17 protein-coding genes are annotated in these 23,215 nt (G+C 70.8%); 11 read left to right on the top strand and 6 right to left on the bottom strand.

What is annotated here, in order from left to right; genetic code table 11:
• Positions 1–47: 47 nt before the first annotated feature.
• On the bottom strand, positions 48–1,097 hold the full coding sequence (locus FGD71_RS22605) for a Gfo/Idh/MocA family protein (protein WP_119102321.1): 1,050 nt from the start codon (positions 1,095–1,097) through the stop codon (positions 48–50).
• 117 nt (positions 1,098–1,214) lie between these two features.
• The gene (locus FGD71_RS22600; protein WP_119102320.1) at positions 1,215–2,153 is read right to left on the bottom strand and encodes an aldo/keto reductase; all 939 of its coding nucleotides are present in this window, start codon (positions 2,151–2,153) and stop codon (positions 1,215–1,217) included.
• 371 nt (positions 2,154–2,524) lie between these two features.
• Here FGD71_RS22600 and FGD71_RS22595 point away from each other — a divergent pair, with 371 nt between their 5' ends.
• From FGD71_RS22595 to FGD71_RS22550, 10 genes are all read left to right on the top strand, one after another.
• Entirely contained in the window at positions 2,525–3,250 is a 726-nt protein-coding gene (locus FGD71_RS22595) for an HAD family hydrolase (protein WP_240436713.1), read from the top strand.
• Complete coding sequence (locus tag FGD71_RS22590) at positions 3,244–4,539, top strand: ferritin-like domain-containing protein (protein ID WP_162931204.1); 1,296 nt, start codon at positions 3,244–3,246, stop codon at positions 4,537–4,539. The genes FGD71_RS22595 and FGD71_RS22590 overlap by 7 nt, the downstream gene beginning before the upstream one ends.
• A complete protein-coding gene (locus FGD71_RS22585; protein WP_140935929.1) occupies positions 4,536–5,393 on the top strand; it encodes a hypothetical protein in 858 nt (285 codons plus the stop codon). The genes FGD71_RS22590 and FGD71_RS22585 overlap by 4 nt, the downstream gene beginning before the upstream one ends.
• Positions 5,394–5,564: 171 nt before the next feature.
• On the top strand, positions 5,565–6,974 hold the full coding sequence (locus tag FGD71_RS22580) for an APC family permease (protein WP_119102317.1): 1,410 nt from the start codon (positions 5,565–5,567) through the stop codon (positions 6,972–6,974).
• Positions 6,975–7,178: 204 nt separating this feature from the next.
• Positions 7,179–9,794, top strand: coding sequence for a helix-turn-helix transcriptional regulator (locus FGD71_RS22575; protein ID WP_140935928.1), 2,616 nt, complete (start codon positions 7,179–7,181; stop codon positions 9,792–9,794).
• A 197-nt stretch (positions 9,795–9,991) separates the two neighbouring features.
• A complete protein-coding gene (locus tag FGD71_RS22570; protein WP_162931203.1) occupies positions 9,992–12,847 on the top strand; it encodes a type I polyketide synthase in 2,856 nt (951 codons plus the stop codon).
• Between the two features lie 46 nt (positions 12,848–12,893).
• Positions 12,894–13,985, top strand: a complete 1,092-nt coding sequence (locus FGD71_RS22565; RefSeq protein ID WP_119102314.1) for a prephenate dehydrogenase — start codon at positions 12,894–12,896, stop codon at positions 13,983–13,985.
• A gap of 355 nt (positions 13,986–14,340) precedes the next feature.
• A complete protein-coding gene (locus FGD71_RS22560; RefSeq protein WP_119102313.1) occupies positions 14,341–15,186 on the top strand; it encodes a sugar phosphate isomerase/epimerase family protein in 846 nt (281 codons plus the stop codon).
• A gap of 95 nt (positions 15,187–15,281) precedes the next feature.
• Complete coding sequence (locus FGD71_RS22555) at positions 15,282–15,974, top strand: EboA domain-containing protein (RefSeq protein ID WP_181359257.1); 693 nt, start codon at positions 15,282–15,284, stop codon at positions 15,972–15,974.
• A gap of 2 nt (positions 15,975–15,976) precedes the next feature.
• The gene (locus tag FGD71_RS22550; RefSeq protein WP_119102312.1) at positions 15,977–16,843 is read left to right on the top strand and encodes a TatD family hydrolase; all 867 of its coding nucleotides are present in this window, start codon (positions 15,977–15,979) and stop codon (positions 16,841–16,843) included.
• A 196-nt stretch (positions 16,844–17,039) separates the two neighbouring features.
• On the opposite strand, the gene FGD71_RS22540 is transcribed toward FGD71_RS22550, so the two are convergent.
• The 4 genes from FGD71_RS22540 to FGD71_RS22520 form a co-directional block, all read right to left on the bottom strand.
• Positions 17,040–17,708, bottom strand: coding sequence for a thymidine kinase (locus FGD71_RS22540; protein ID WP_119102311.1), 669 nt, complete (start codon positions 17,706–17,708; stop codon positions 17,040–17,042).
• A gap of 277 nt (positions 17,709–17,985) precedes the next feature.
• Positions 17,986–19,230 (bottom strand): alkaline phosphatase family protein, encoded by a 1,245-nt coding sequence (locus tag FGD71_RS22530; RefSeq protein WP_119102310.1) that lies wholly within the window; start codon positions 19,228–19,230, stop codon positions 17,986–17,988.
• Complete coding sequence (locus tag FGD71_RS22525; RefSeq protein ID WP_171059775.1) at positions 19,230–19,817, bottom strand: DUF5998 family protein; 588 nt, start codon at positions 19,815–19,817, stop codon at positions 19,230–19,232. The genes FGD71_RS22530 and FGD71_RS22525 overlap by 1 nt, the downstream gene beginning before the upstream one ends.
• A 41-nt stretch (positions 19,818–19,858) precedes the next feature.
• On the bottom strand, positions 19,859–22,663 hold the full coding sequence (locus FGD71_RS22520; RefSeq protein ID WP_119102308.1) for a bifunctional acetate--CoA ligase family protein/GNAT family N-acetyltransferase: 2,805 nt from the start codon (positions 22,661–22,663) through the stop codon (positions 19,859–19,861).
• 153 nt (positions 22,664–22,816) lie between these two features.
• Between FGD71_RS22520 and FGD71_RS22510 the strand changes: the two genes are divergently transcribed.
• On the top strand, positions 22,817–23,098 hold the full coding sequence (locus FGD71_RS22510; protein ID WP_119102307.1) for an HPr family phosphocarrier protein: 282 nt from the start codon (positions 22,817–22,819) through the stop codon (positions 23,096–23,098).
• Positions 23,099–23,215: the final 117 nt, after the last annotated feature.

Here is a 23,215-nt window from a genome sequence, read left to right as displayed (position 1 = left end):
TACGACGGACCGCTGTGGTCCGTCGTACGGCTTCCTGCTGATGTCTGTCAGGACGCGGCGCCCGCCCGGGCCACCCGCACTCGCCCGCCGGTCGTCAGCGACTCCCGTACCGCCATCGCCAGCCGGACAGCGCGCACCCCCTCGGGGACGCCCGGCGCCGGGGGCGTGCCGGCTCCGACACAGTCGACGAAGTGGCGCAGGGCGGCGGCGCTGATCCGGCCTCGGGAAGGCAGCTCCCAGTTCTCTCGCACGGCCTCGGTGTGCTCGGCGGTGGCCCACGTCAGGGCGTTGACCATGTGGTCGCCTCCGGTCAGCACGGCCTGCCCCCGCTCGGTGCAGACGGACAGCCGGGCCGGGGTGCGCAGGGCCTCGACGCCGAGGTTGCCGCCGGTGACGACCGCGGTGCCGCCACCCTCGTACCGGATGGTCACGGCGATGCCGTCCTCCAGGGAGCCGCTGCGGTAGGCGCCGCCCTCGGCGTGCACGGAGACCGGCTCGCCCAGCAGGAAGCCCAGGGTGTCGAAGGTGTGGCAGGTGTTCTCGTTCACGATGCCGTTGCCGTTGGCCGGGTCCCACACCCAGGCGGGGCTGTCGTCGCGGGGCAGCACCAGATCGGCGTTGGCCACCAGGGGCCGGCCGAGCGGACCGTCGAGGAGTTCCCGCAGCCGTACGACCGCGGGCAGGTGCCGCAGGCAGAAGTCCAGCATCACCGGTGTCGCCGGGTACTCGGCGCACAACTGGGCCAGTGCCTCGGCGTGCGCGTCGTCCGTGGCGAACGGCTTCTCCAGGAAGAGGGCGAGCCCCGCCTGAGCCACCTCGCGGATCAGCTTCTCCCGGCCGCGCGGCGGCACGGCGAGGACGACGGCATCCAGCTCCTCCTCGGCGATCATGCCCAGGCCGTCGCGGTAGGCCCTGGCGCCGAGTTCCCCGCCGAAGGCATCCAGGTCAAGGCCCTGGCTCTCGGGGTCGAGATCGGCAACCGCCACCAGGTCGGCACCGTCCATCCGGGCGATCTCCTGGGCGTGACACCGGCCGAAGCCCAGCCCCACCACCCCGAACCGGAGCGGACGGCCGGACCGGCCGTCGGACACAGTCATACAAAACCTCCTGAGTCGTCGGGAAAAGCGGTACTCGGCGGGGCGGCCGGTCCGGCTGTCGAGAAAGTCACGGACTCGGGGAAGCCACGCGTTCGCCGCAGTCACGGGGCAGAAAGGTCACGAACCCGGCGCGCCCCACGCGCCGTCGCCGCTCGGCCACGTCCTCTCGGCGACATCGGCGAAGCACCCGAGCACCGCCTCAAGCAGCCCGGGCTCGGCGGCCGTCTCCACCGCCAGCAGGTTGCGGTCGAGGTGGACCGGATCACCTGCGCCGGTGAGCACCGCGTCAAGGTGCGGGCAGGCGAGGGCGTACCGCATGGCGAGGGAGGCGAGATCGGTGCCGTGTGCGGTGCACAGGGCGGCGGCCTCGCGGGCGGCAGCCTTGAGCGCCGGGTGAGCCGGGTGCCATTCGGGCGGGCCTGCCTGAGTGAGCAGGCCCATGACCACAGGGCTGCCCAGTATCGTGGCCACCCCCCGGGCGCGCCAGCCGGTGGCAGGTTCGGCCAGGCTCTGGTCGTGGAGGCCGTAGCGGCAGTACGTCTGTACGACATCGGCCCCGGCCTGCTCGACGGCCGTACCCAGTGGTTCGAGCAACAGCCCGGACACGCCGACGGCGCGGGTCTTGCCCTCGTCGCGGAGCGTGGCGAGCAGGGGCAGTACCTCGCCGAGTATCTGCTCCGGCCGCCCGTACTCGATGTCGTGGGCGAAGAGCACGTCCACATGGTCGGTGCCGAGTCGGCGCAGACTGTCCTCCAGGCCGGCGCGGATCCGGCCGGGGGAGAAGTCGAAGGTCTCGGGTACGTAGCTACCCACCTTGGTGGCGAGCACCACCTCGTCGCGGCGGCCGCGCAGCGCCCGGCCCACCATCTCCTCGGCCAGGCCATCGCCGTACGAGGGCGCGGTGTCGACGAGTGTGATGCCGGCGTCCAGGCCGCGTCGCAGGACGCGTACGCAGTCGTCCGGAGAGCGGCGGGCGAAGATGCCCATGAACGTCGTCGTCCCGAGGCCGAGCCGGGAGACCTTCAGCCCGGTACTCCCCAACGTGCTGTATCTCATGACGGCACCCTCCGTTAGGTCCCGGGCCGGTCCGCGCCCGGGTGGCGCCGGACCAACGGCTCCTGCCTGGGGAAGCGTCGCACCGAGACGCGGGGTGCCACACCACGTGATCGAGTAGTGCGCTCGGCGCGGCACCGCATCCAGTAGGGGGCCTGTGGAGGGATCGCTTCCGCTTGGCCCTGAACAGGGCCCGCACCCGGCCGGCTTACCAGCAGGTAATGATCGATCGGGTGGTGTGGGCGGGCAGGCCTGGCCGCAAGACTGGACCCCGGGCCCGATCACGGTGGCAGGCGCCCCCGTCCGCTGTGTCGGCCGAGCGCTGAGTCCGGTCCTGCCCGGCACCGGAGAGAGATAAATCTGAGGCTGTCATAGTGATAACAGAGGCACAGGACGATCGCGAGCGGACCGCGCTACCGGTCGCCGCGGTGATCTTCGACTTCGACGGCATCATCGTCGATTCCATCCAACCCGACCTGCTGGCGTGCAGCGCCCTGTACCGCGAGTACGGCCACGGTGAACTGCCGGTCGAGTGGTGGGCCAGGGAGGTGTGCGGCCAACCCGCCAGCTATGAGCGGCTGTTCGACCGCCTGCTCGCGGCCCGCGAGGGCGCCCGCCACCCCGACCGCACCCGGCTGCGCCAACGCCTCGACGAGTTGTGGAACGTGTACTTCACGGACGAACACGTACGGCTCATGCCCGTCGTGCGGGAGACCCTGGCCTCGCTGCACGCGGCCGGACTGCCGCTGGCCATCGCCTCGGCCTCGCCCCTGCGATGGGTGGAGCGCTGGCTGCGGCACTACGAGCTGACCCAGTGGTTCACCACCGTCGTCACCAGCGACGACGTCACCGATCGGAAACCGGACCCGGCCGTATACCTTGAGGCGCTGCGCCGCTTGGGCGTCCCCGCCCAGGCGAGCGTGGCGTTCGAGGACTCGCTCAGCGGCATCGCGGCGGCACGGGCCGCCGGGATGACGGTGGTGGCCGTCCCCACGTCGGCCACCCGCTTCCTTGACCACTCCACCGCGCATGCGGTGCTCGACGATCTCTCGGCCGTCTCACCGAAGTGGCTGGCGAAAGTGAGGCGTACGGCGTGCTGACCGACGATCGGGCGTGGGCCGCGCGGGCCCAGCTCACTGAGGCGCTCTGCGAAGTGGCGGAGCTGGAGCACTCACTGTGCCTCCAGTACCTTTACGCGGCCTTCTCCCTCAAGACACGGCCCGACGAGGGCGGCCTCGACGAGGTCCAGGCCGAGTTGGTCCGCGAGTGGAAGGGCCAGCTGCTGCTGCTGGCCCGCGAGGAGATGCTCCACCTGGGGCTGGTGCTCAACCTGCTGGCCTCCGTCGGTGGCGCCGCGTACCTGCGTCGCCCCAACTTCCCGCAGCCCGAGCGGTATTACCCGCTGGGCACGGTCGCCGCGCTGGAGCCGTTCTCCGCGACATCGCTGGAACGCTTCCTCTCCTACGAGTTACCGTCCGCGCTGCTGCGCGCCCAGCCGTCCGACGACGAAACGGGAGAAGACCTGCGGCTGACGGTGGGCCAGCTCTACGACCGGATCCGGCACATCATCACGACGGTGGAGGAGAAGGATCTGTTCATCGGCTCCGAGCTCCGCCAGGTCGACACGGCGGCCGTGATCGACCCCGAGGGCGTCTTCGACGACGACGTGACGGTGGGATACGGCGTCGAGCCCTTCGTGATCAACAACCGGGCCTCGGCGCTGCGTGCCGTCGATCTGATCGTGGAGCAGGGCGAGGGGGCCACCGAGGACGAGGAAGACTCCCACTACAACCGGCTGCTGCGCATCAAGGCCCAGCTCACCGCCGAGGTGGAGGAGGCCACCCGTAGCGGCCGGCCCTTCGAGCCCGCCCGTCCCATGCTCGACAACCCGGTCGTACGGCTCGCCGCCGACGCCGAGGGTGCGACCGTCATCCGCGAGCCGCTGGCCCGGGAGGCGGCCGAACTCTTCGACGCCGGTTACAGCCTGCTCGTCCTGATGCTGCTGCGCTTCTACAGCCGAGTGGACGAGTCGCCGGCCGAACAGAAGCGGATCCAGCGAATCGCGTTCTTCCCCCTGATGACGATGTTCACCCGCCCCCTCGGCGAGATCCTCAGCGAACTCCCGGCGCTCACCGGGAACCCGTCAGTCACGGCAGGCCCGCCGTTCGAGTTCCAGCGAGGCCTGGCCCTGATCCCCGAACGCGACGTGGCGCACCGGGTGTTCGCCGAGCGCCTGGCCGACCTGGCAGGCCGCGCCCGCCGCTTCGCCGACCACATGAACGCGGCGCCCGTGCCACCCCGTCTGCGGCACCGCGCGGAACTCATGGCCAAGGACGTGGAACGGATGTGCCGCTCCTTCGTCGAGGACGAGATCGGGATTCGCCCATGAGTGATGAGCGGGCAATGCGCATCGAGTTCGGCGGCTGGTTCATGTGCCGACTGGCCACGGACCCGGACCCCACGGACGAGCCCAGGGGCGCGAGCGGCAGCACCTTCGCGCTGGCCGGAGAGCCTGACCTGGACCGCGTGATCGTGCTGCACGACCCCCCGCCCGGCACCGTACGCAGCCACGCCCCCGAAGTCGGTGTACGGGTGACTCGTGCCACCGTCGCCGGGACGGACCTGCCCGACGGTCTGGTGGGGGGCCGGGTGGAGCTACTGGACCGCCCCCGGTTCGAGAACCGCAACTTCGTACTGAACGTGGCCGGCCAGGAGCCGATCGTGCCGTTCCGCCTGAGGGTCGGCGGCGCCGACGGGAAGCCCCGGCTGGAGCGGACCATGGTCATGGCCCCCGAGGCCCCGGATGCCGACGTGCACAGTGTGCCGCAGTCGGTGCTCCAGGCATACGGGGGCCGCTCCTTCCGCACGGACGCGGCGCTCGTCGCCTCGGCCACCGGCATCCATGGCCCGTACGTCAACCGCGTCGAACGGCGGGCCGAGCTCGCCGCCGAACTCGGCGACCCCAGCCTCTCCCGGCTGCAGAAGGCGGCCCTGGGCAAGCGGATCCGCGAACTCGACATCGCGCTGAAGAACCCCGCCGACGAGCGCGTCGTCAACATGACGGCCGTCGAAGAGTTCGACTTCCCGCTGCTGGGCACGCCCATCCTCCACGGCGAACTGCCCGGCGGCGCCGGACTGGACCTCAACGCCCCCTGGCGCGTGACGTTCTGGATGGGCGGCTGGGACCCGGACGTCCTGTGCGGATTCATGCGCGGCGACCTGACCGTACCGCTGAGGGCGTGACCCTGCCTGCGGACGGGATCCGCCGTACGGATATCGGATGCATGAACGGCGAGGCTCGCCGCACGCCTGAAGACCGTTGCCGCCCCGTCCCACGACCGAGGTGAGACCGACGTCCTCGTCCACCGACGCCCACTCCACCACCGCCGACCGAAAGGACCGGGTAGCACAGCCATGGTCGAATCCCTGACCCCGCAGGCCGTCGCGCCTCCCGACCGACGGCTCAGGCAAGGAGCCCTCGGGACCTCCGGGATCACCCTCATGGTCCTGTCCGCCGCCGCGCCGCTCACCGTGATGGCCGGCATCGCGCCGCTCAGCATCCTGCTCGGCGGCATCGGCGCCCCCGCGGGCTATCTGATCGCCTGCCTGGTCATGGCCCTGTTCGCCGTGGGGTTCATCGCGATGACCAAGTACGTCGACCGTCCTGGCGCCTTCTACGCGTACGTGGAGCGAGGGCTGGGCCGACGGGCAGGCTCGGGCGCGGGGCTGCTGGCCCTGCTTGCGTACAACGGCATCCAGATCAGCGGCTACGCCATCCTGGGCAGCTCCGCCGACCTGGTCCTGCGCACCTTCTTCGGGGTGGGCGTGCACTGGGCGGTCCCCGCGCTGTTGGGCGTCCTCCTGGTGTGGTTCCTGGGGCACCGGGGCGTCGAGGTCGGGGCGCGGGTGCTCGGGGTGCTGCTGGCCGCCGAGGCGGTCGCACTGGCCCTGGTGGCCGGGGCCGTCGTCGTCCAGGGCGGGGCGAACGGGCTTTCCCTGGAGTCGTTCCACCCGTCGCACACCTTCACCGCCGGTATGGCGGCCGCCCTGACGGTGTGTTTCGGCTCCTTCCTCGGCTTCGAGTCCACCGCCGTATACCGCTCGGAGGCGCGTGACCCCGACCGGTCCGTGCCCCGGGCGACCGTGGTGACACTGGCCTTCCTCGGCATCTTCTACACCTTCGTGGTGTGGAGCGTCATCCAGGCGTTCGGGCCGGAGCGGGTAGTCGCCGTCTCGGTCGAGAACACCAAGAACATGTTCTACATCGCCGCCGAACGCTACGCGGGCGCCTGGATCGCGGACGTCATGAAGGTACTCATCCTCACCAGCGTGATCGCCTCGGCGCTGGCCTTCCACAACACCGTGAACCGCTACGCCCACTCCCTGGCCGTGCGGGGCATGCTGCCCGCCACGCTGTCGCGGGTGCATCCCCTGCACCGGTCACCGTCCACTGCCGGGACGTGGCAGAGCCTGGTGTCCATCGTGGTGATCAGCGGTTTCGCGGCGGCCGGCAGCGACCCGTACCGGACGATGCTGATCTGGCTGAACACCCCAGGGATCATCGGTGTGGTGCTCCTCCAGGCAATCACGGCCCTGGCGGTCGTGGTGTTCTTCTGGCGCAACCCGCAGTTGCCGCGCAGATCGTCCATCCTCGGCGTGGCGCTTGTGTCGCTGGTCCTGATGGCGGGCGTCACGGGAGTCCTGGTCCGCTACACGGACATCCTCACGGGCGCGGGCATGACGACCAATGCCGTACTCGTCGGTCTGGTTCCGGTCGTCCTGCTACTCGGGTTCACCCGGCCCGCGCCCCGCTCCGGTAAGTGACCGATTCTCGATGGCGTCCAACTGGGGGCGGCCAGGAAAACGCCATCCTGATGGATCACGGCGGCGCATCTTTCGGCGCGACATGGGAGGTGTCAGATGACTTGCCTATACGGACGCAATAAAGAACTGGGTCTTCTGGACACGCTGCTGACGAGAGGCGATGAGACCGGAACAGGACTCATGATCATCACCGGTGCTCGCGGCATGGGGAAGACACGGATCCTGGAATCGTCATGCCGGCACTCCGCCAAGGCCGGATTGGAAGTCGTACGGCTCAACGGCGCAGGATTATCTGGAATATCACTCCGGTACTTCCTCGACGATCTGTCCGACGCCCCGACACTCGAGCAGTTCGCTCACCGGTGGTCCGACTGGGTCGACTTCTACCACCCGGGCAACAGCCTGGACGGGCCCGTCGTCATCGCGATCGACGACATAGACTGGGTGAGGTCCGTCATGTCGGGCGCACGGATCTTCCGAATCATCGGGCGGCGGCTGCGCCGACCCCTCGTGGTCCTGCTCTCCTGCTCCGACGACTGCACGGACCCGCTCCAGTCCGACGACGAGCAGGTGCAGCAGCACGGCGACCAGACCTTGGCCGTGGTCCGCTGCAGGCTGCTGCCGCTGTCGCACGAGGCGGTCGGGCAGATCGCAGCCGAGGTCCTGGGGATGCCCCCGGGGCCCGCGATCATGGACATCTGCGCCTATGCCGATGGCGTACCAGCACAGCTCTTCAGCATCCTGGATGGTCTCGTCGAGGCCGGCGTCGTCGAGGGGCAGGACGGTACCGCCCGGCTCGACCCCCAGGGTGTGCTGCCGGCGAAGATCCGTTCACTTGCCCGCAGCCGGCTCGTGGGCCTGTCCGTCGGTACTCGCCGGATGGTCGATGTCGCCTCGGTCATGGGGGAGTCGTTCAACCTGGAGGAGCTCTCCACCGCCCTCGGCCAGACCCCGCTGAGCCTGCTGCCCGCCGTCCGGGAGGCGCAGGAAGCGGGGGTGTTGGTCGACGGCGGCTCCTGCGCCACTTTCAAGGACACGCTCGTCTGGCAGGCCGTCAGGGAGAATGTGCCGCTCCCGGTCCGAGGTGCCCTCCTGCGGGACGTCGGTCACCAGCTCCTCGTCTCCGGCGACCAGGACACCGTGGGTGACGAATATCTGCTGCGCGCGGCCCAGAGTGGGGACCGCCGGGCCGCCACGAGCCTGCCCGAGGCGGTGGCGCGCAGGGCGACGACCGATCCCGGCGGCGCCGCGGACCTCGCCGCCGAGGCGCTGCGGCTGTCGCTGCTGGACGAGTACGAACAGTTCCGGCTGCTGCGAATCAGGGCCGACGGGCTGGCTTTCCGCGGCCTCATGACAGAGGCCGTCAGCTGTCTGAGCGACGCCCTGAAACGGCCGCTGAAGCCGGACTCGGTCGGCGCGCTGCGGACCAAGCTCACCTTCCTGCACATACTCAGCGGCGATTTCCAGGCCGCCACCGCCGAGGCCCAGCAGCTGCTGGACCGACCCGACCGCGCCTCACGTGAGATCGCGCTGCTGGTGGACTACCTCGCCCACCGGTGGGGCTACGCCGATGCGGGGCCGCAGATGTCAGGGATCGCCACACAGGAGAACGATTTCGGCGGGGCGGCTGACCTTCGGTATCTCAGCAGTTTCCGGTCTTGGTGCAACGGGCGTATTGGGGAAAGCCTCACCTTGCTCAGCGACCACACCGAGACCGGCCTCTCGCCGGCCGGAGGCAGTCAGGCGGGCGCCTTCCTTTGTCAGTCGATCCACATCCAGTGCCTGGTGAGCCTGCGCCAGTTCGCTGAAGCGGAGGTGGAGCTGCGGGCGCTCGTCGCGGAGGCCGACGAACGAGGCAGCCATGGGTGGCACGCGGTGACCGAGAGCCTGCGCGCGCTGCTCGCACTCGAACGGGGAGACATCGGGGCCGCGGTGGCGGCCGCCACCGCGGGGCTCGAGCTCGGTGAGCAGTACGGCACGGGTACGCTCGCCCTCCTTGCCCACGCGGTCCTGGCGATCGCGGCGCTGCGGCGCACGCAGATGCAGGCCGCCGTGAGGCATGCCGGAATCCTCAGCGACCCGCTGCTGGCCGGCCGGTCCAGCGGGGTCACGCAGCCGACGCTGTGGGCCGTGCTTATGGTGACCGAGGCCCACGAGGGCCCCCGGGCCGCCGTGGACCTGGCCGAGCGGCTGCTCGCCGAGGGAATCACGACGTACGCGATGCTTCTCTACGCCCCCTACACCGCGCCCTGGCTGGTGCGCACCGCGCTGGCCGCCGACCGGCCAGAGCTCGCCGCCCGGACCGTGGTCGCCGCGGACTCGCTGGCCGACACCAACGCCGACTGGCACGTCCTCAGTGCGGCGGCCGAGCACGCGCGGGGGCTGCTGGAGGGCGATGCCGACGCCCTCCGGGTCGCGGCCGACCTGCACCAGGACCCGTGGTCACGAGCCTGGGCGGAGGAGGACCTCGGCGGTATGACCGAGGACCGGGACACCGCCATAGGCCATCTGGAGACGGCCGCCGAGACCTATGTGCGGTCCCGCGCGCTTCGGGACGCCGCCCGGGTTCGCCACAGCCTGCGGGAGCGGGGTGTGCGCAGGCGCCATTGGAACAACGTCGATCGGCCGAGTACGGGATGGATGGCGCTGACGGATACCGAGCAGGCCATCGCTCGTCTGGTCGCTGCGGGGATGACCAATCGTCAGACGGCACAGCAGATGTCGCTGTCGCCCCACACTGTCAACTTTCATCTGCGAAACATATATCGAAAGCTCGACATATCGTCACGCGTCAAGCTGGCGGCAATAGTTAACCAATAGTGAACCCAGGGTGGCGACGCCCCCGGGAAAGGGTGAGGGAAATGTCACGAGAGGCTGCGGGAGACACTCATTTTCAGCCTTTGGGGAATCCGTCGTTCCGTTCAACGGAACATCGCCCCTATAGCTCGTCTCAAAACAGCTTGCTCCCGTCGGAGAGCACGTCTCCCCCGCCACCGGAAAATTCCCGGCAGGACACGTTGGAAAGGCTGGCGGAGCTGTCGCGGGACGACCGTCTGCGTGCCCTGGAGGACCTCGTACTCAACGTGATGGCACAGACCGGGAAACGCATACGGCGTTGGGACATGCACCGCTCGTTCAGGGAACTGGGGGTGAGCGGTGGACGGGCCATGCGGCTGCGCCGGGCGCTCGCCGACCGCACCGGACAGACCGTGACGAACTCCGTCTTACTGGACCACCCCACCCCGCAGGCGCTCGCCCGGCACTTCGAAGCGAGCCTCCTGCGGGACGGCGGCGCGTCGGTGGGGCCGGCCGGCTCCGAGAACGGGGGTCCCGCCCCGCGCGACGAGGACGAGACGGTGGCCGTCATCGGCATGGCGTGCCGCTACCCCGGGGGCGTGCAGGGCCCCGACGACCTGTGGCGGCTCGCGGATCAGGGCACGGACGCGATCACCCCGCTGCCCACCGACCGAGGCTGGGACCTCACGGCGCTGACCGACACCGAGCGCGGGAGCCACAACACGACCTATTCCCGAGGCGGCGGATTCCTGACGGAACCCGGTCTGTTCGACGCCGAGTTCTTCGGGATGACTGACGCCGAGGCGTACGCCACCGACCCCCAGCAGCGGCTGTTGCTGGAGACCTCGTGGGAGGTGATCGAGCACGCCCGGATCGACCCCTCATCCCTGCGCGCCACCCCGACCGGCGTGTTCGTCGGCGTGGCGCACCAGTCCTACTCGGCGCCCCTGGACCAGGAGCCCGAGGAACTTCAGGGCCACAGCCTGGTGGGCAGCCTCGGCAGCTCACTTTCCGGGCGGATCGCGTACGCGCTGGGCCTGGAAGGTCCCGCGCTCACCATCGACACCGCCTGCTCCTCGGCCCTGGTCTGCGTCCACCTGGCCGCGCAGTCCCTGCGTTCCGGCGAGTCGTCCCTGGCGATCGCGGGCGGGGCGTCCATCAACTCGACGCCCGGCGCATTCGCGGCGATCAGCCGGCAGCGGGGGCTCGCGCCCGACGGCCGCGCCAAGTCGTTCTCGGCCCACGCGGACGGCTTCGCGCTCAGCGAGGGCGTCGGCCTGATCCTGCTCGAACGGCTCTCGGACGCGCGCCGGAACGGGCACCCGGTGCTCGCCGTGATCCGCGGCTCCGCCGTCAACCAGGACGGCACCAGCAACGGCATGACCGCCCCCAACGCTCCCGCCCAGGAACGGCTGATTCGCCGCGCGCTGGCCGACGCCCGTCTACGCCCCGACCAGGTGGACGTCGTCGAGGCACACAGCCCCGGTACCGAGTTCGGCGACCCCGTCGAGGTACGGGCACTCCAGGCCACCTACGCCCGGGACCGCGCCCCCGAGCGCCCACTGCTGCTCGGCACGTTCAAGTCCAACATCGGCCACTCGCTCGCCGCCGCGGGAGCGGCCGGCGTCATGAAGATGGTCATGGCATTGCGGCACGGTCGCATCCCCCGGACCCTCCACGTCGAAGAGCCCACCACCCATGTCGACTGGTCCTCGGGGACTATCCGGCTGCTCGCCGAGCCCGAGCCATGGCCCGAGACGGGCGAACCGCGCCGGGCCGCCGTGTCCTCCTTCGGGATCACCGGCACCAACGGACATGTGATCGTGGAGTCTGCGCCGCAGGAGAGGGCCGATGAGACGGTGGCGCTCGTCGGAGCCGGCAGCCCTGCCGGGGATGTCCCCGCTGCGGTCGCGATCGCCGACAAGTCGTCACCTTCCGTTCCCGTACCAGGTTCCGCGGACGCTTCCAGCGACCCGGCCGTGCCCTGGCTGCTCTCCGCGCGCACCGCATCCGAGCTGTGCGACCAGGCGGCCCGGCTGCGCGAGCACGTGGCCGCCCGGCCAGGTCTGTCGGACCTGGACATCGGTTGTTCGCTCGCCACCACCCGGGCACGCTTCGAGCACCGCGCGGTCGTTGTGGCCCACGACCGCTCCGCCCTGCTGCGTGGCCTGGACGCTCTCGCGAGCGGTGGCACCTCGCCGGGACTCCACCGCTCCCGCGCCGACGACCCCGACGCGGACGCCTCATGCGTCCTCACCCTCGACGCTGCCGGAGCGAGGCTGGCGGCCGAGGAAGCCCCTCGCCTGCACCAGGCGTTCCCGGCGTTCGGCGCCCAGCTCCGCGCGCTGTGCGAGCGGGCCGGGGAGGAGCTGGGCGAGTCGGTCGACGCCGACGAACTCCTGCGAGCCCCGGAATCCGGGGCGGCTCCGGCCGACGAACTGCGAGCCTTCCTCTCGGGACTGGCGCTGCTGCACCTCTTGGAGAGCTGGGACGTCCGGCCCGGCAGCGTGACGGCTCACCCGGACGCCCTTGCCCTGGCCGCCCACGTGACGGGCGCGCTGCCGTTCGCCGACGCCCTGAGGATTGCCACGGTCCGGGCCCATCGGGCGGAGGGCGGACCGGACGAGGACCGTCAGGAGGCCGCGGAGCACCTTACGAAGCTCGTGGCCGAACTGTCCCCAGAGACGCCGTGGATCCCGCTGTCCCTCACCGCCGGGCAGCCACTCACCCCGCACGACCTCCGCGACCCCGCCCTCTGGCTGCGGAGCCACGCCTCGGAGAGCACCCCAGCCCCAGGCACCACCCTTGAGCTGCGCGGCAGCGGCACCGACATGACGGCACGGCTCCCCCTGCTCCCGGACGAAGTCGGCACCGGCGCACCGAACGTCGAGGACCGTGCGATGCGCCGGGTCGACGGCCTACTCACGGCCCTGGCCCAGTACGAGGCCCACATCGGTGGCGTGGACTGGGGAGCCGTACTCGCTGAACGCGGAGCCCGTACGGTCGACCTGCCGACGTATCCCTTCCAACGACGCCTCTTCTGGGCGCCGTTCAGGGCTGCTCAGGAACAATCCTGAGCCGCTGATCCCGATCGGCAAGTCCGCTCAAGAAGGCAGGATCCCGATGATTCGTACGACGGCCATAGTGGGTACGGGGCTGATCGGCACCTCCGTCGGACTGGCACTCACCAGCCGAGGTGTCGATGTGCACCTCATCGACACCGACGAGCGGACCGCTCGCGTCGCCGCCGCGCTGGGGGCGGGCACGGTCGGTGCTCCGTCCCAGCAGGTGGACATCGCGGTGCTCGCGGTGCCGCCCCAGCGGATCGGCGAAGTTCTGGCCGAGCAGCGGGCACGCGGTCTGGCCCGTGCCTACACGGACGTGGCCAGTGTCAAAGACCCCGCGAGCCTGGGGTTGCCCAGCGGCCACAGGCCGGCCGACTACGTGGGCGGTCATCCCATGGCGGGCGGCGAGCGGGCCGGGCCGCTCGCCGCCCGGCGGGAGCTCTTCGAGGACCGCACCTGGGTGCTCACCCCGAGCCCCGACAACAGCCAGTCGGTCCTCAACGGCGTCCTGGAACTCGTCGCCCTGTGCAAGGCCGTTCCGGTGGTCATGGACAGCGCCGAACACGACCGCGCCGTCGCCCTGGTGTCCCACACCCCCCACCTGGTGTCCTCCTTGATGGCGGCGTGCATCCAGGAGGCGCCGAGAGAGGCCGTGCGGCTCGGCGGCATGGGACTGCGGGATATCACCCGGATCGCGGGAGGCGATCCACAGTTGTGGACAGAGATCCTCCGCGCCAACGCGTCGGCCGTGGCAGAGGTGCTCGGCGACCTGGCCAAGCAACTGGACTCCGTACTCAGCGCGTTGCACGATCTCGCCCTCGACGACCCACAGGGGCGGCAACGGGCTCTCTCCGGCCTCGAGGACCTGCTGTACCGAGGGCAGACGGGCGCCAGTGCTGTCCGCGGCAGGGCCGCGAACCGCGGAACCCGCGCCGAGACCGTCAGCGTTGCCGTCGCCGACCGCCCCGGCGAACTGCGTCGGCTCCTCTCGGTGGTGGATGAGTTCGAACGCCACACAACCAGCGTCAGCGTCGTACAGTCCACCGAGCCCTCCGGCCTCCAGCTCCAGATATCGGCCCCACCGTTGGCCGCCGGGTTGCTTGGGGCGCGGCTGGAGAAGGAGGGGTGGAACATCCTTGTACCCGCCTGAGCCCAACACCGCCTTGTACCCGCCTGAGCCCAACACCGCCGCAGGAATCCAGTCAGCAGGTTCACTCCCCGGGGCTCGGGACACCGCACCGGTGCGCGGGGGCGTGCCGGTCGAGTTCGTAGGCGACCCGGATGAGGGGCACGGGGGTGAACACCTATGGGAAGTTGCCGAGTTGTCGGCGGGGACATACTCCTCGGCGACCAGGCCGACGTCGTTGAGCAGCGGGAGCGGCCGCTTGCCCCTGAAGTCCACCCTGGCCGGCGCCGCCGCGATGGCCGGCCATCACACCGCGGGACGCCGGCCCGGCGCATGTCCCCGATCTGAGACCCCCGCCTCCGTGTGAGGAACCGCCCGTATGAACGCACCCCCCACCCACCTGAAGTTCGGCTACGGCACCAACGGCTTCACCCACCACCGCCTCGCCGACGTCCTCACCGTCCTCGCCGACCTCGGCTACGACGGCGTGGCCCTCACCCTGGACCACGGTCACCTCGACCCCTACGCCGACGACCTGCCCCGGCGCGTGGCCGTGCTCGCGCGGCAGCTCGCCCGGCACCGGCTGGACGTGACCGTAGAGACCGGCGCCCCCTACTTCCTCGACCCCTGGGGCAAGCACCGGCCCACCCTGATGTCAGGCGGCGCCGAGCAGCGGATCGACCTGCTGCGGCGCGCCATCCGCATCGCGGCCGACCTCGGGTCGCCCACGGTCCACCTGTGCAGCGGCCCCGCACCCGACGGGCTGCCCGAGCAGGACGCGTGGAAGCGGCTCGCCGACGGCGTCCGCACGGTCCTGGAGACCGCCGAACGGTGCGGGGTGGCCCTCGCGTTCGAGCCCGAGCCGTACATGTTCGTCGACACCGTGGAACGCTGCCTGGAACTCGCCCGGCGGGTCGACGGCCACGAACTGTTCGGGATCACCCTGGACATCGGGCACGCCCACTGCGTCGACGAGCATCCGGTGCTGGACTGCGTGGCTCTGGCCGCCCCGCTGCTGCGCAACGTCCAGATCGAGGACATGCGGCGGGGCGTCCACCAGCACCTCGAATTCGGCGCCGGTGAGATCGACTTCCCGCCCGTCCTGGCCGCGCTCCGCGATCTCGGACACCACGGACTGGTCTCCGTCGAGATCCAGGGCGGCTCCCTCGACGCGCCCGACGTGGCCCGCCGCTCCCTCGAGTTCCTGCGCGCCGCGGCGGACTGACCACGCCCGCCGGCCGTGTCCCGGCCGAGCCGTCGTCACCCCGGCCCCGGCCACCCCCTCCAGTGACCCGACCCCCCCCAGGAGGTCGACCCTCCATGGCTGTCACGACCCCGAACCCCTCAGCACCGGCGGACCCCCGCCCGGCGCTTCCCGCCGCTCTCACCCCGCAGGGCCGCGCCTGGCTCGACGAGGCCACCGCCCGGCCCACCGCGATACGCGCCCTGTTCCCCGCCGTCCGAAGGCGCTGCGGGCACACCCCCCTCACCGGTCACCGGACCGTCGACGAGGCCGCCCGCGCCGTCCTGCTCACCGCCCTTCCCCTGCGCGGGCCGGCCCTCGCCGACGAACTGACCCGCCTCCACCACCACGGCGACCCCGCGGAACAGCGCGCCGTGCTGCGCGCCCTGCCCCTGCTCGACCCCGGCGGCCCCGACGGCGCCGGAGACCTCGGCGACCTCGCCCTGCCCCTCCTCCGCGAGGCCCTGCGCGGCAACGACAACACACTGATCGAGGCCGCCCTCGGCCCGTACGCCGCCGCGCACCTCCCGGACGCCGTGTACCGGCAGGCCGTCCTCAGTTGCGTCTTCTGCGAGATCCCGCTCGACCGAGTCGCCGGACTCGGCGACCGGGCCGATGTCGAACTCGCCCGGATGCTCGCCGACTTCGCACGTGAGCGCATCGTGGCCGGGCGCGCCGTGCCCGAGGACATCCTGCCGATCGTCCGTTCCCTCGCCTCGGCCGACGCCGCCGCCCTGTATGGAACCGATGGACTCGATGGAGTTACCTGACCATGCGTATCTTCGATCCCCACATCCACATGACCTCCCGCACCACCGACGACTACGAGGCGATGTACGCCGCCGGGGTGCGGGCCCTCGTCGAACCGGCCTTCTGGCTGGGCCAGCCCCGCACCTCGCCCGAGAGCTTCTACGACTACTTCGATTCCCTGCTCGGCTGGGAGCCGTACCGCGCCGCTCAGCACGGCATCCAGCACTTCTGCACCATCGCCCTCAACCCCAAGGAGGCAAACGATCCGCGCTGCGTACCGGTGCTGGACGAGCTGCCCCGCTATCTCGCCAAGGACCGGGTCGTCGCCGTCGGCGAGATCGGCTACGACTCGATGACCCCCGAGGAGGACGACGCGCTCGCCCGCCAGCTGCACCTCGCGATCCACCACGGCCTGCCCGCTCTCGTGCACACCCCGCACCGCGACAAGGCCGCCGGCACCCGCCGCACCCTCGACGTCGTCAAGGAGTCGGGCATCGACCCCGCCCTCGTCGTCCTCGACCACCTCAACGAGCTCACCGTCGGCATCGTCCTCCAGAGCGGCTGCTGGGCCGGGTTCTCCATCTACCCCCGGACCAAGATGAGCGAGGACCGCATGGTCGAGGTCCTCAAGGAGCACGGCACCGAACGCGTCCTCGTCAACTCGGCCGCCGACTGGGGTCGTTCGGACCCCCTGAAGACACGAAGGACCGGCGACGCGATGCTCGCCGCCGGGTTCGACAAGGCCGCGGTGGAGCGCGTCCTGTGGGACAACCCGGTCGCCTTCTTCGGGCAGAGCGGTCGCCTCGAACTCGACCCCGAGCCCGACGCACCGGAGCCCGACGAGTCGTCGTCCTTCGAGGGCAACTCCATCCGGCGCGGGGGTGCGTGAGCGGGCCATGCGCTTCCGGCACCGGACGGCTCCACCGTCCACCTCGGCTCCTGCAGCAACGTCCACCAGGCGGAGAACCTGGACGGCGTGATCGACCACTCGCCCGCTACGCCGGGCCCGTCCGCGAACGCCCCGCCGTCGACCGGCTCGCGTTCCCACGCTGCGATCTTCGCCATGTCACCCTCCGGCGAGCCCTTCAAGCAGCCCCTTCATCCACCTCTGCCCCAACCGGCAACACGTCCGGGGACAGGGCCGCTGCCCGAGCCGCGGCACTGGTCATCCGCTTACGGTGGTGGCGCCGACACAGCACCTCGTACCCCACGTCCTCCGCCGGCCGGTGCACGTCTCCGACAACGACCTGCTCGCCCTCGATGACCATCTCCCCGCCTACCGTCCGCGCATTGTGCGTTGCCCGGGCACCGCACCAGCACATCGCCTCGACCTGCAGCGTCGCCAGCCGGTCGGCCAGCTCAATCAGCCGCTGCGAACCAGGGAAAAGCCGGGTGCGGAAGTCGGTGGTGATACCGAACGCGAACACGTCCAGATTCAGGTCGTCGACGATGCGGGCCAGCTGGTCGACCTGCTCCGGCGCGAGGAACTGCGCCTCGTCCACGATCACGTAGTCGACCTTGCCGCCCCGCGACAACTGCTCCACCACATAGCCGTACAGATCCCTGCCCGGGCCCGCCTCCACCGCCTCGGTCACCAACCCCAGCCGAGAGGACAGCTTCCCCTCCCCCGCGCGGTCGTCCCGCGTGAAGATCACACCCTGGAGCCCTCTGGCCGACCGGTTGTGGCCAATTTGAAGCGCCAAAGTTGACTTCCCACAGTCCATCGTCCCGGAGAAAAACACCAATTCGGACATCAGGGCCGCGAGACCTTCCGGATCGAACGAAGACGGCACACACCGCCAAGGCGAACAACAGCAACAGACGACACAACCCCGCCCACAACACCAGCAACACATGGCGAATGCCCCAGCAAATCAGTGGACTTCCCGCAGTCCATGGTTCCTGAGAAGAACACCAGCTCGGGCATGGAGAGTTGAGGACCTTTCGGCAGCGGGGACGTACAGCGGCGGTGGGAGGCGATGAGGGCCGGTGAGAGGCGTCAGAGGCGTCAGAGGCGTCAGAGGCAATGAATCAGGAACGTACCTCGAGCAGCGGGACCAGTTGCTCCACGGGGGTCAGCGAGCCGTGGTTGCCGACCATCGCCGACTCCTTCGGCTCCCGCTCGGAGGCGATGATCAGCACGTCGTCGCGAGCCGCCGCGATCACGTCGCCGATACGGGCGTACACCCGCTCGTCGACCTGATCGGGCCGACCGAACCAGCCCGCCGCGATCGCCTCGTCCCGGGACGCCACCCAGAACTGCTCGCCGAGCACCTCGCGCCAGCAGGTCAGGACGTCCGACTCGGCACCCGGGACCGCGTACACATGCCGGGCGCGGCCCTCGCCGCCGAGCAGGTTGACGCCGGCGCGCAGCTCCCAGTCCGCATCGAAGTCGATGCGGTGCTCCTCGTCGAAGGGGATGTCGATCATGCCGTGGTCGGCGGTGACGTACAGCGCCGTGCGGGGCGGCAGTTGCTCCGCCAGACGCTGGACCAGGCGGTCCACGTACATGAGTTGTCCGCGCCAGGGGTCCGAGTCGACGCCGAAGCGGTGGCCCTTGCCGTCCACCTCGGAGTAGTAGGTGTATACCAACGAGCGGTCACCGGCGGCCAGTTGCTCGGCCGCGAGGTCCATGCGCTCCTCGCCGGAGAGGCGCCCGTGGAAGGTGCCGCCGCTCAGCGCGATCTGGGTGAGGGGCGTGTTCTGGAAGGCCGGTGACGAGACCTGCGCCGTGTGCACGCCCGCCTGGTCGGCGAGTTGGAAGATCGTGGGGTGCGGCTGCCATACGCGCGGCGCGGTCCACGGCTGCCAGCGCAGCTGGTTCATCAGCTCGTCCGTCTCCGGGTTCCGCACGGTGTAGCCGGGCAGCCCGTGCGCGCCCGGCGGCAGGCCGGTGCCCACGGAGGCGAGCGAGGTCGCGGTGGTCGCCGGGTAACCCACGGTGATCGGACGGCCCGTGCCGCCACGTGACGACGCCAGCAGCGAGGTCAGGAACGGGGCCTCGTCCGGGTGCGCCTTCAGCTGCTCCCAGCCCAGCCCGTCGATCAGAAACACGCAGTTCCGGTCGGCGGTGGCCAGCTCCGGGATGAGGGCGGTCGTCCCGGGCACGTCCATGCCTGCCGCGAGGGTGGGCAGGAGGTCGGCCAGCGAGCCGACGCCGTACTCGGGCACGGGCGCGGAGCCGACGGCCAGCGGTTCCGGGTGGTCCCAGAAGGGAGAGGCAGGGGCGGACACGGAGCGCCCTCCGTCATGGGCCGGCGGAGACGGGTGGGACATCAGTGCGTGACATCCGCGGTCGCCTCGGAGAGCGACTGTGCGAAGGCGAGCGTCTGCCGTACGGCGTCCGGGCCGTCCCCGGCCTCACTGACGCGCAGGCTGAGGTCGTCCGCCGTCGCACTGCCCGTATACCCGTGGTCTGCCTCGCAGTTGGGGTCGCCACAGGCGGCCGGCTCCAGGTCGAGGCGGGAGACCGCGCCCCAGCCGATGGTCAGCACGACCTCGCGCGGCAGCGTGCCCGGCACGTACTTCTCCGGGTTGGCGACGACCCTGCTGAGTACGACCGACGAGATCCGGCCGAGCTTCACGGATTCGGTGGACGTCGTCGCGTACGGCGTCGGCGACGTGCTGTCCGCCGCCTGCTCGTCGGTGTGGCTCACGATGAAGCGGGTGCCGGTGAGGACGAGCACGGTCACATGGCGACGCACCTCGTTGGCGTCGAAGGTCGTCTCCTGATGGACCAGATACGACTGGATGGCCTCGCCGCCCACAGCGGCCTCCACCGCCTCGGCCACGAGGGCCGGGTAGTAGCCGCTGCGCTCGATCGCCGCTCGCAGCCCCTGCGTCGTCGTACTGGTCTTGGCCATGACGCCCATCCTACGGGGGCGCACTGACTGCGAGGCACCGGTCAGTACACAGGAAGTGTGCGCGGGCCGAGGTCGTCGCGGGCGGGCGGGGGCGCGAGCCGCACGGAGGCGCCGAGCACGGTCAGACCGCGCGGGGCGACGACCACGGGCTCCAGGGCTACGGAGACGACCTCCGGGTGGTCGTCGACGAGGCGCGACAGGCGCAACAGCAGTTCTTCCAGTGCTTCCGTGTCGACCGGTGCCGAGCCCCGCCAGCCGAAGAGGAGCGGCGCGGTCCGGATCGACCGGACCAGCGAGGCCGCCTCCCGGTCGGTGACCGGAATCAGTCGCTGCGCGGTGTCCTCGAGCAGCTCCGACGCGGCCCCGGCGAGCCCGAACGAGAGCACCGCTCCCACCGCCGGGTCTATGACCGCGCGGACGACGGTGTCCACCCCGCGCGGCGCCATCGGCTGCACCACCGGACGCAGCACTTCGGGCGTCCCGAAGAGGCTGGTCAACTCGGCGTATGCCCGCCGCAGTTGCTCCTCGTTCGCCAGATCCAGCCGTACGCCGCCCAGGTCGGCGCGGTGCCGCAGGTGCGGGGCGGTGGTCTTGAGCGCCACGGGATAACCGAGGTGGTCCGCCGCCGCGACGGCGTCGTCGGGAGCCGGCGCGGGCAGGGCGCGGCGTACGTCGATGCCGTACCGCCCGAGCAGCGTGTGGGTGTCGTCGGGGCCGAGGGTGAGCCCTCCCAGGGATCCGCTGCCGAGGAGTCCGTCGATCTGCTCGGCGGCGCCCTTCTCGTCGATGTCCTCGTATTCGGGCACCCGGCCGGGCTCGGCCGCCTCGCGGCGCCACTGGCTGTAGTTGACCGCTTCGGCCAGGGCCCGGACGGCACGCTCGGCGGCGGGGTAGGCGGGGATGGGGCGGGTCTCCTCGACAGGAGTGCGCACCGCGGGGCGTTCCGTGACAGGGGGCACCTGGGGCTCGGTGACCTGGGGCGCCGTACTGGTGGCCGCGGAGAGGGCCTGGGCGAGCCCGCCGAGTTCGACGTGGACCACGAGCACCGGCTTCGCCGGCAATGCCGCCGCGGCCGAGCGGAGCGCCTCGGCCAGGGGCGCGTCGGCCGGGGTCCTCTCCCCCACCGCAGGGATCGCGGTGACCACGACGGCGTCACAGGCGTCGTCGGCCAGCGCGTGCGAGAGCGCGGCATGGAAGTCCTGCGTGGAAGCCGCCGTGGTCAGGTCCCTGGGCGGCAGCGGCCGCAGTCCCTCGGCCAGACACGCGTCGTACGTGAGCAGTCCCAGCGACTCGGAGTTCCCGAGGATGGCCACGCGAGGCCCGGCGGGGAGAGGCTGGCGTGCCAGCAGGAGTCCCGCGTCGACCAGCTCGGTGATCGTGTCCACCCGGATGACCCCGGCCTGCCGCAGCAGCTCGGAGACGGTCGCGTACGGCAGCCGCGTGGCGCGTACGGCGTGCCCCGGAGGTGTGGCGCCGCTGTGCCGCGCCCCCTGCACGACGACGAGCGGCTTGGCCGCGGCGGTACGCCGCGCGAGGCGCGTGAACTTCCGCGGGTTCCCGATGGACTCGAGGTACATGAGCGCGACATCGGTGTCGGGGTCGTCGTACCAGTACTGCAGTACGTCGTTGCCGGACACGTCCGCGCGATTGCCCGAGGAGACGAACGTGGACACTCCGGTCACGCCCGTGACGCCGCCGCCGCGCCGGTACAGCCGGGACAGCAGCGCGATCCCGATGGCGCCGGACTGCGCGAACAGACCGATCCGCCCGGGCCGCGGCATCTCGGGCGCGAGGGAGGCGTTGAGCCGCACCTCCGGGGAGGTATTGATGACTCCGAAGGCGTTGGGGCCGATGATGCGCATGCCGTACGTGCGCGCCTGGCGCACGAGCTCGCGCTGGCGGTCCCTGCCCTCGGGGCCGCTTTCCGCGTAGCCCGCGGAGATCACGACGAGTCCCTGTACGCCGTGCTCACCGCACTCCGCGACGATCTGGGGGACATGCTCGGCCGGGACGGCGACGACAGCGAGGTCGACGGGCTCGGCGATGTCGCGGATGGAGCGGTGCGCCGGAACACCGGCGAGCTCCTTCTCCTGAAGTGCGCTGTTCACCGCGTACAGACGCCCGGTGAACCCGACGTCACGAAGGTTCTCGAGGACGCTGCGGCCCACGCCCCCCGGAGCGCGGCCCGCGCCGATGACGGCGACCGAACCCGGCGCGAGCAGTCGCGCCACGGACCGGGCCTCGGCGCGCTGCTCCCGCGCGCGCTGCACGGCCAGCGAGCGGTCGGTGGGCTCCAGGTCGAACTCCAGGCGCACGACGCCGTCTTCGAAGCTGCGCTTCTGCTGGTAGCCGGCGTCCGTGAACACCTTGATCATCTTGGAGTTGGCGGGCAGTACCTCGGCGGCGAACCGGCGGATGCCGCGTTCGCGGGCCACGGCGGCGACGTGTTCGAGGAGCGCTGAGGCCACGCCTCGGCCCTGGTGCGCGTCCTGCACGAGGAAGGCGACCTCGGCCTCGTCGGCGGGAGAGGAGGCGGGCAGCCCCTCGGCGTTGATGCGGTCGTAGCGTACCGTGGCGATGAACTCGCCGCCGACCGTGGCCGCGAGTCCCACCCGGTCCACAAAGTCGTGGTGCGTGAAGCGGTGGACGTCCTTGGCGGACAGGCGCGGGTACGGCGCGAAGAAGCGGTAGTACTTCGACTCGTCGGACACCTGCTCGTAGAAGCTGACCAGGCGGTCGGCGTCCTCGGCCGTGATCGGCCGGATGCGCGCGGTGCCGCCGTCGCGCAGCACGACGTCGGCCTCCCAGTGGGCGGGGTACTCGTGCCGGTCCGACGAGGTCTGCATGGGCCCCAGAGTACGGCTCGCCTCCGACAGGAGCGCGAAGCAGGCTCGGGCCCGACGTCCGGCCCGGGTCGGGACTCCACGCCCATTCCGGAGGCGGCTTCACGTATGGAACAATGGTCTAGACAACTGTGAACACCTGAAGGGCAGCATCACATGGCTGAGCGCCGCGTCAACGTCGGCTGGGCCGAGGGCCTCCACGCCCGCCCCGCCTCCATCTTCGTCCGTGCGGCCACTGCCGCCGGCGTCCCTGTGACGATCGCCAAGGAAGGCGGCAACCCCGTCAACGCCGCTTCCATGCTTGCGGTACTGGGCCTGGGCGCCCAGGGCGGCGAGGAGATCGTCCTGGCCTCCGACGCCGAGGGCGCGGACGCCGCGCTCGACCGCCTCGCGAAGCTGGTCGCCGAGGGCCTCGACGAGCTTCCCGAAACGGTCTGAGCGCAAGCCGGCCTTTCAAAGAATCACTCGCACACACCAAAGGGCTCGCCTGGAATATCAGGCGGGCCCTTTGCATTTCCGGATCGCGGGCAGCAGAAATAATCCCCCGCGAATTAC

Source organism: Streptomyces sporangiiformans, assembly GCF_005768555.2.
Lineage (GTDB): Bacteria > Actinomycetota > Actinomycetes > Streptomycetales > Streptomycetaceae > Streptomyces > Streptomyces sporangiiformans.
This window is presented reverse-complemented; position numbering and strand designations above follow the sequence as displayed.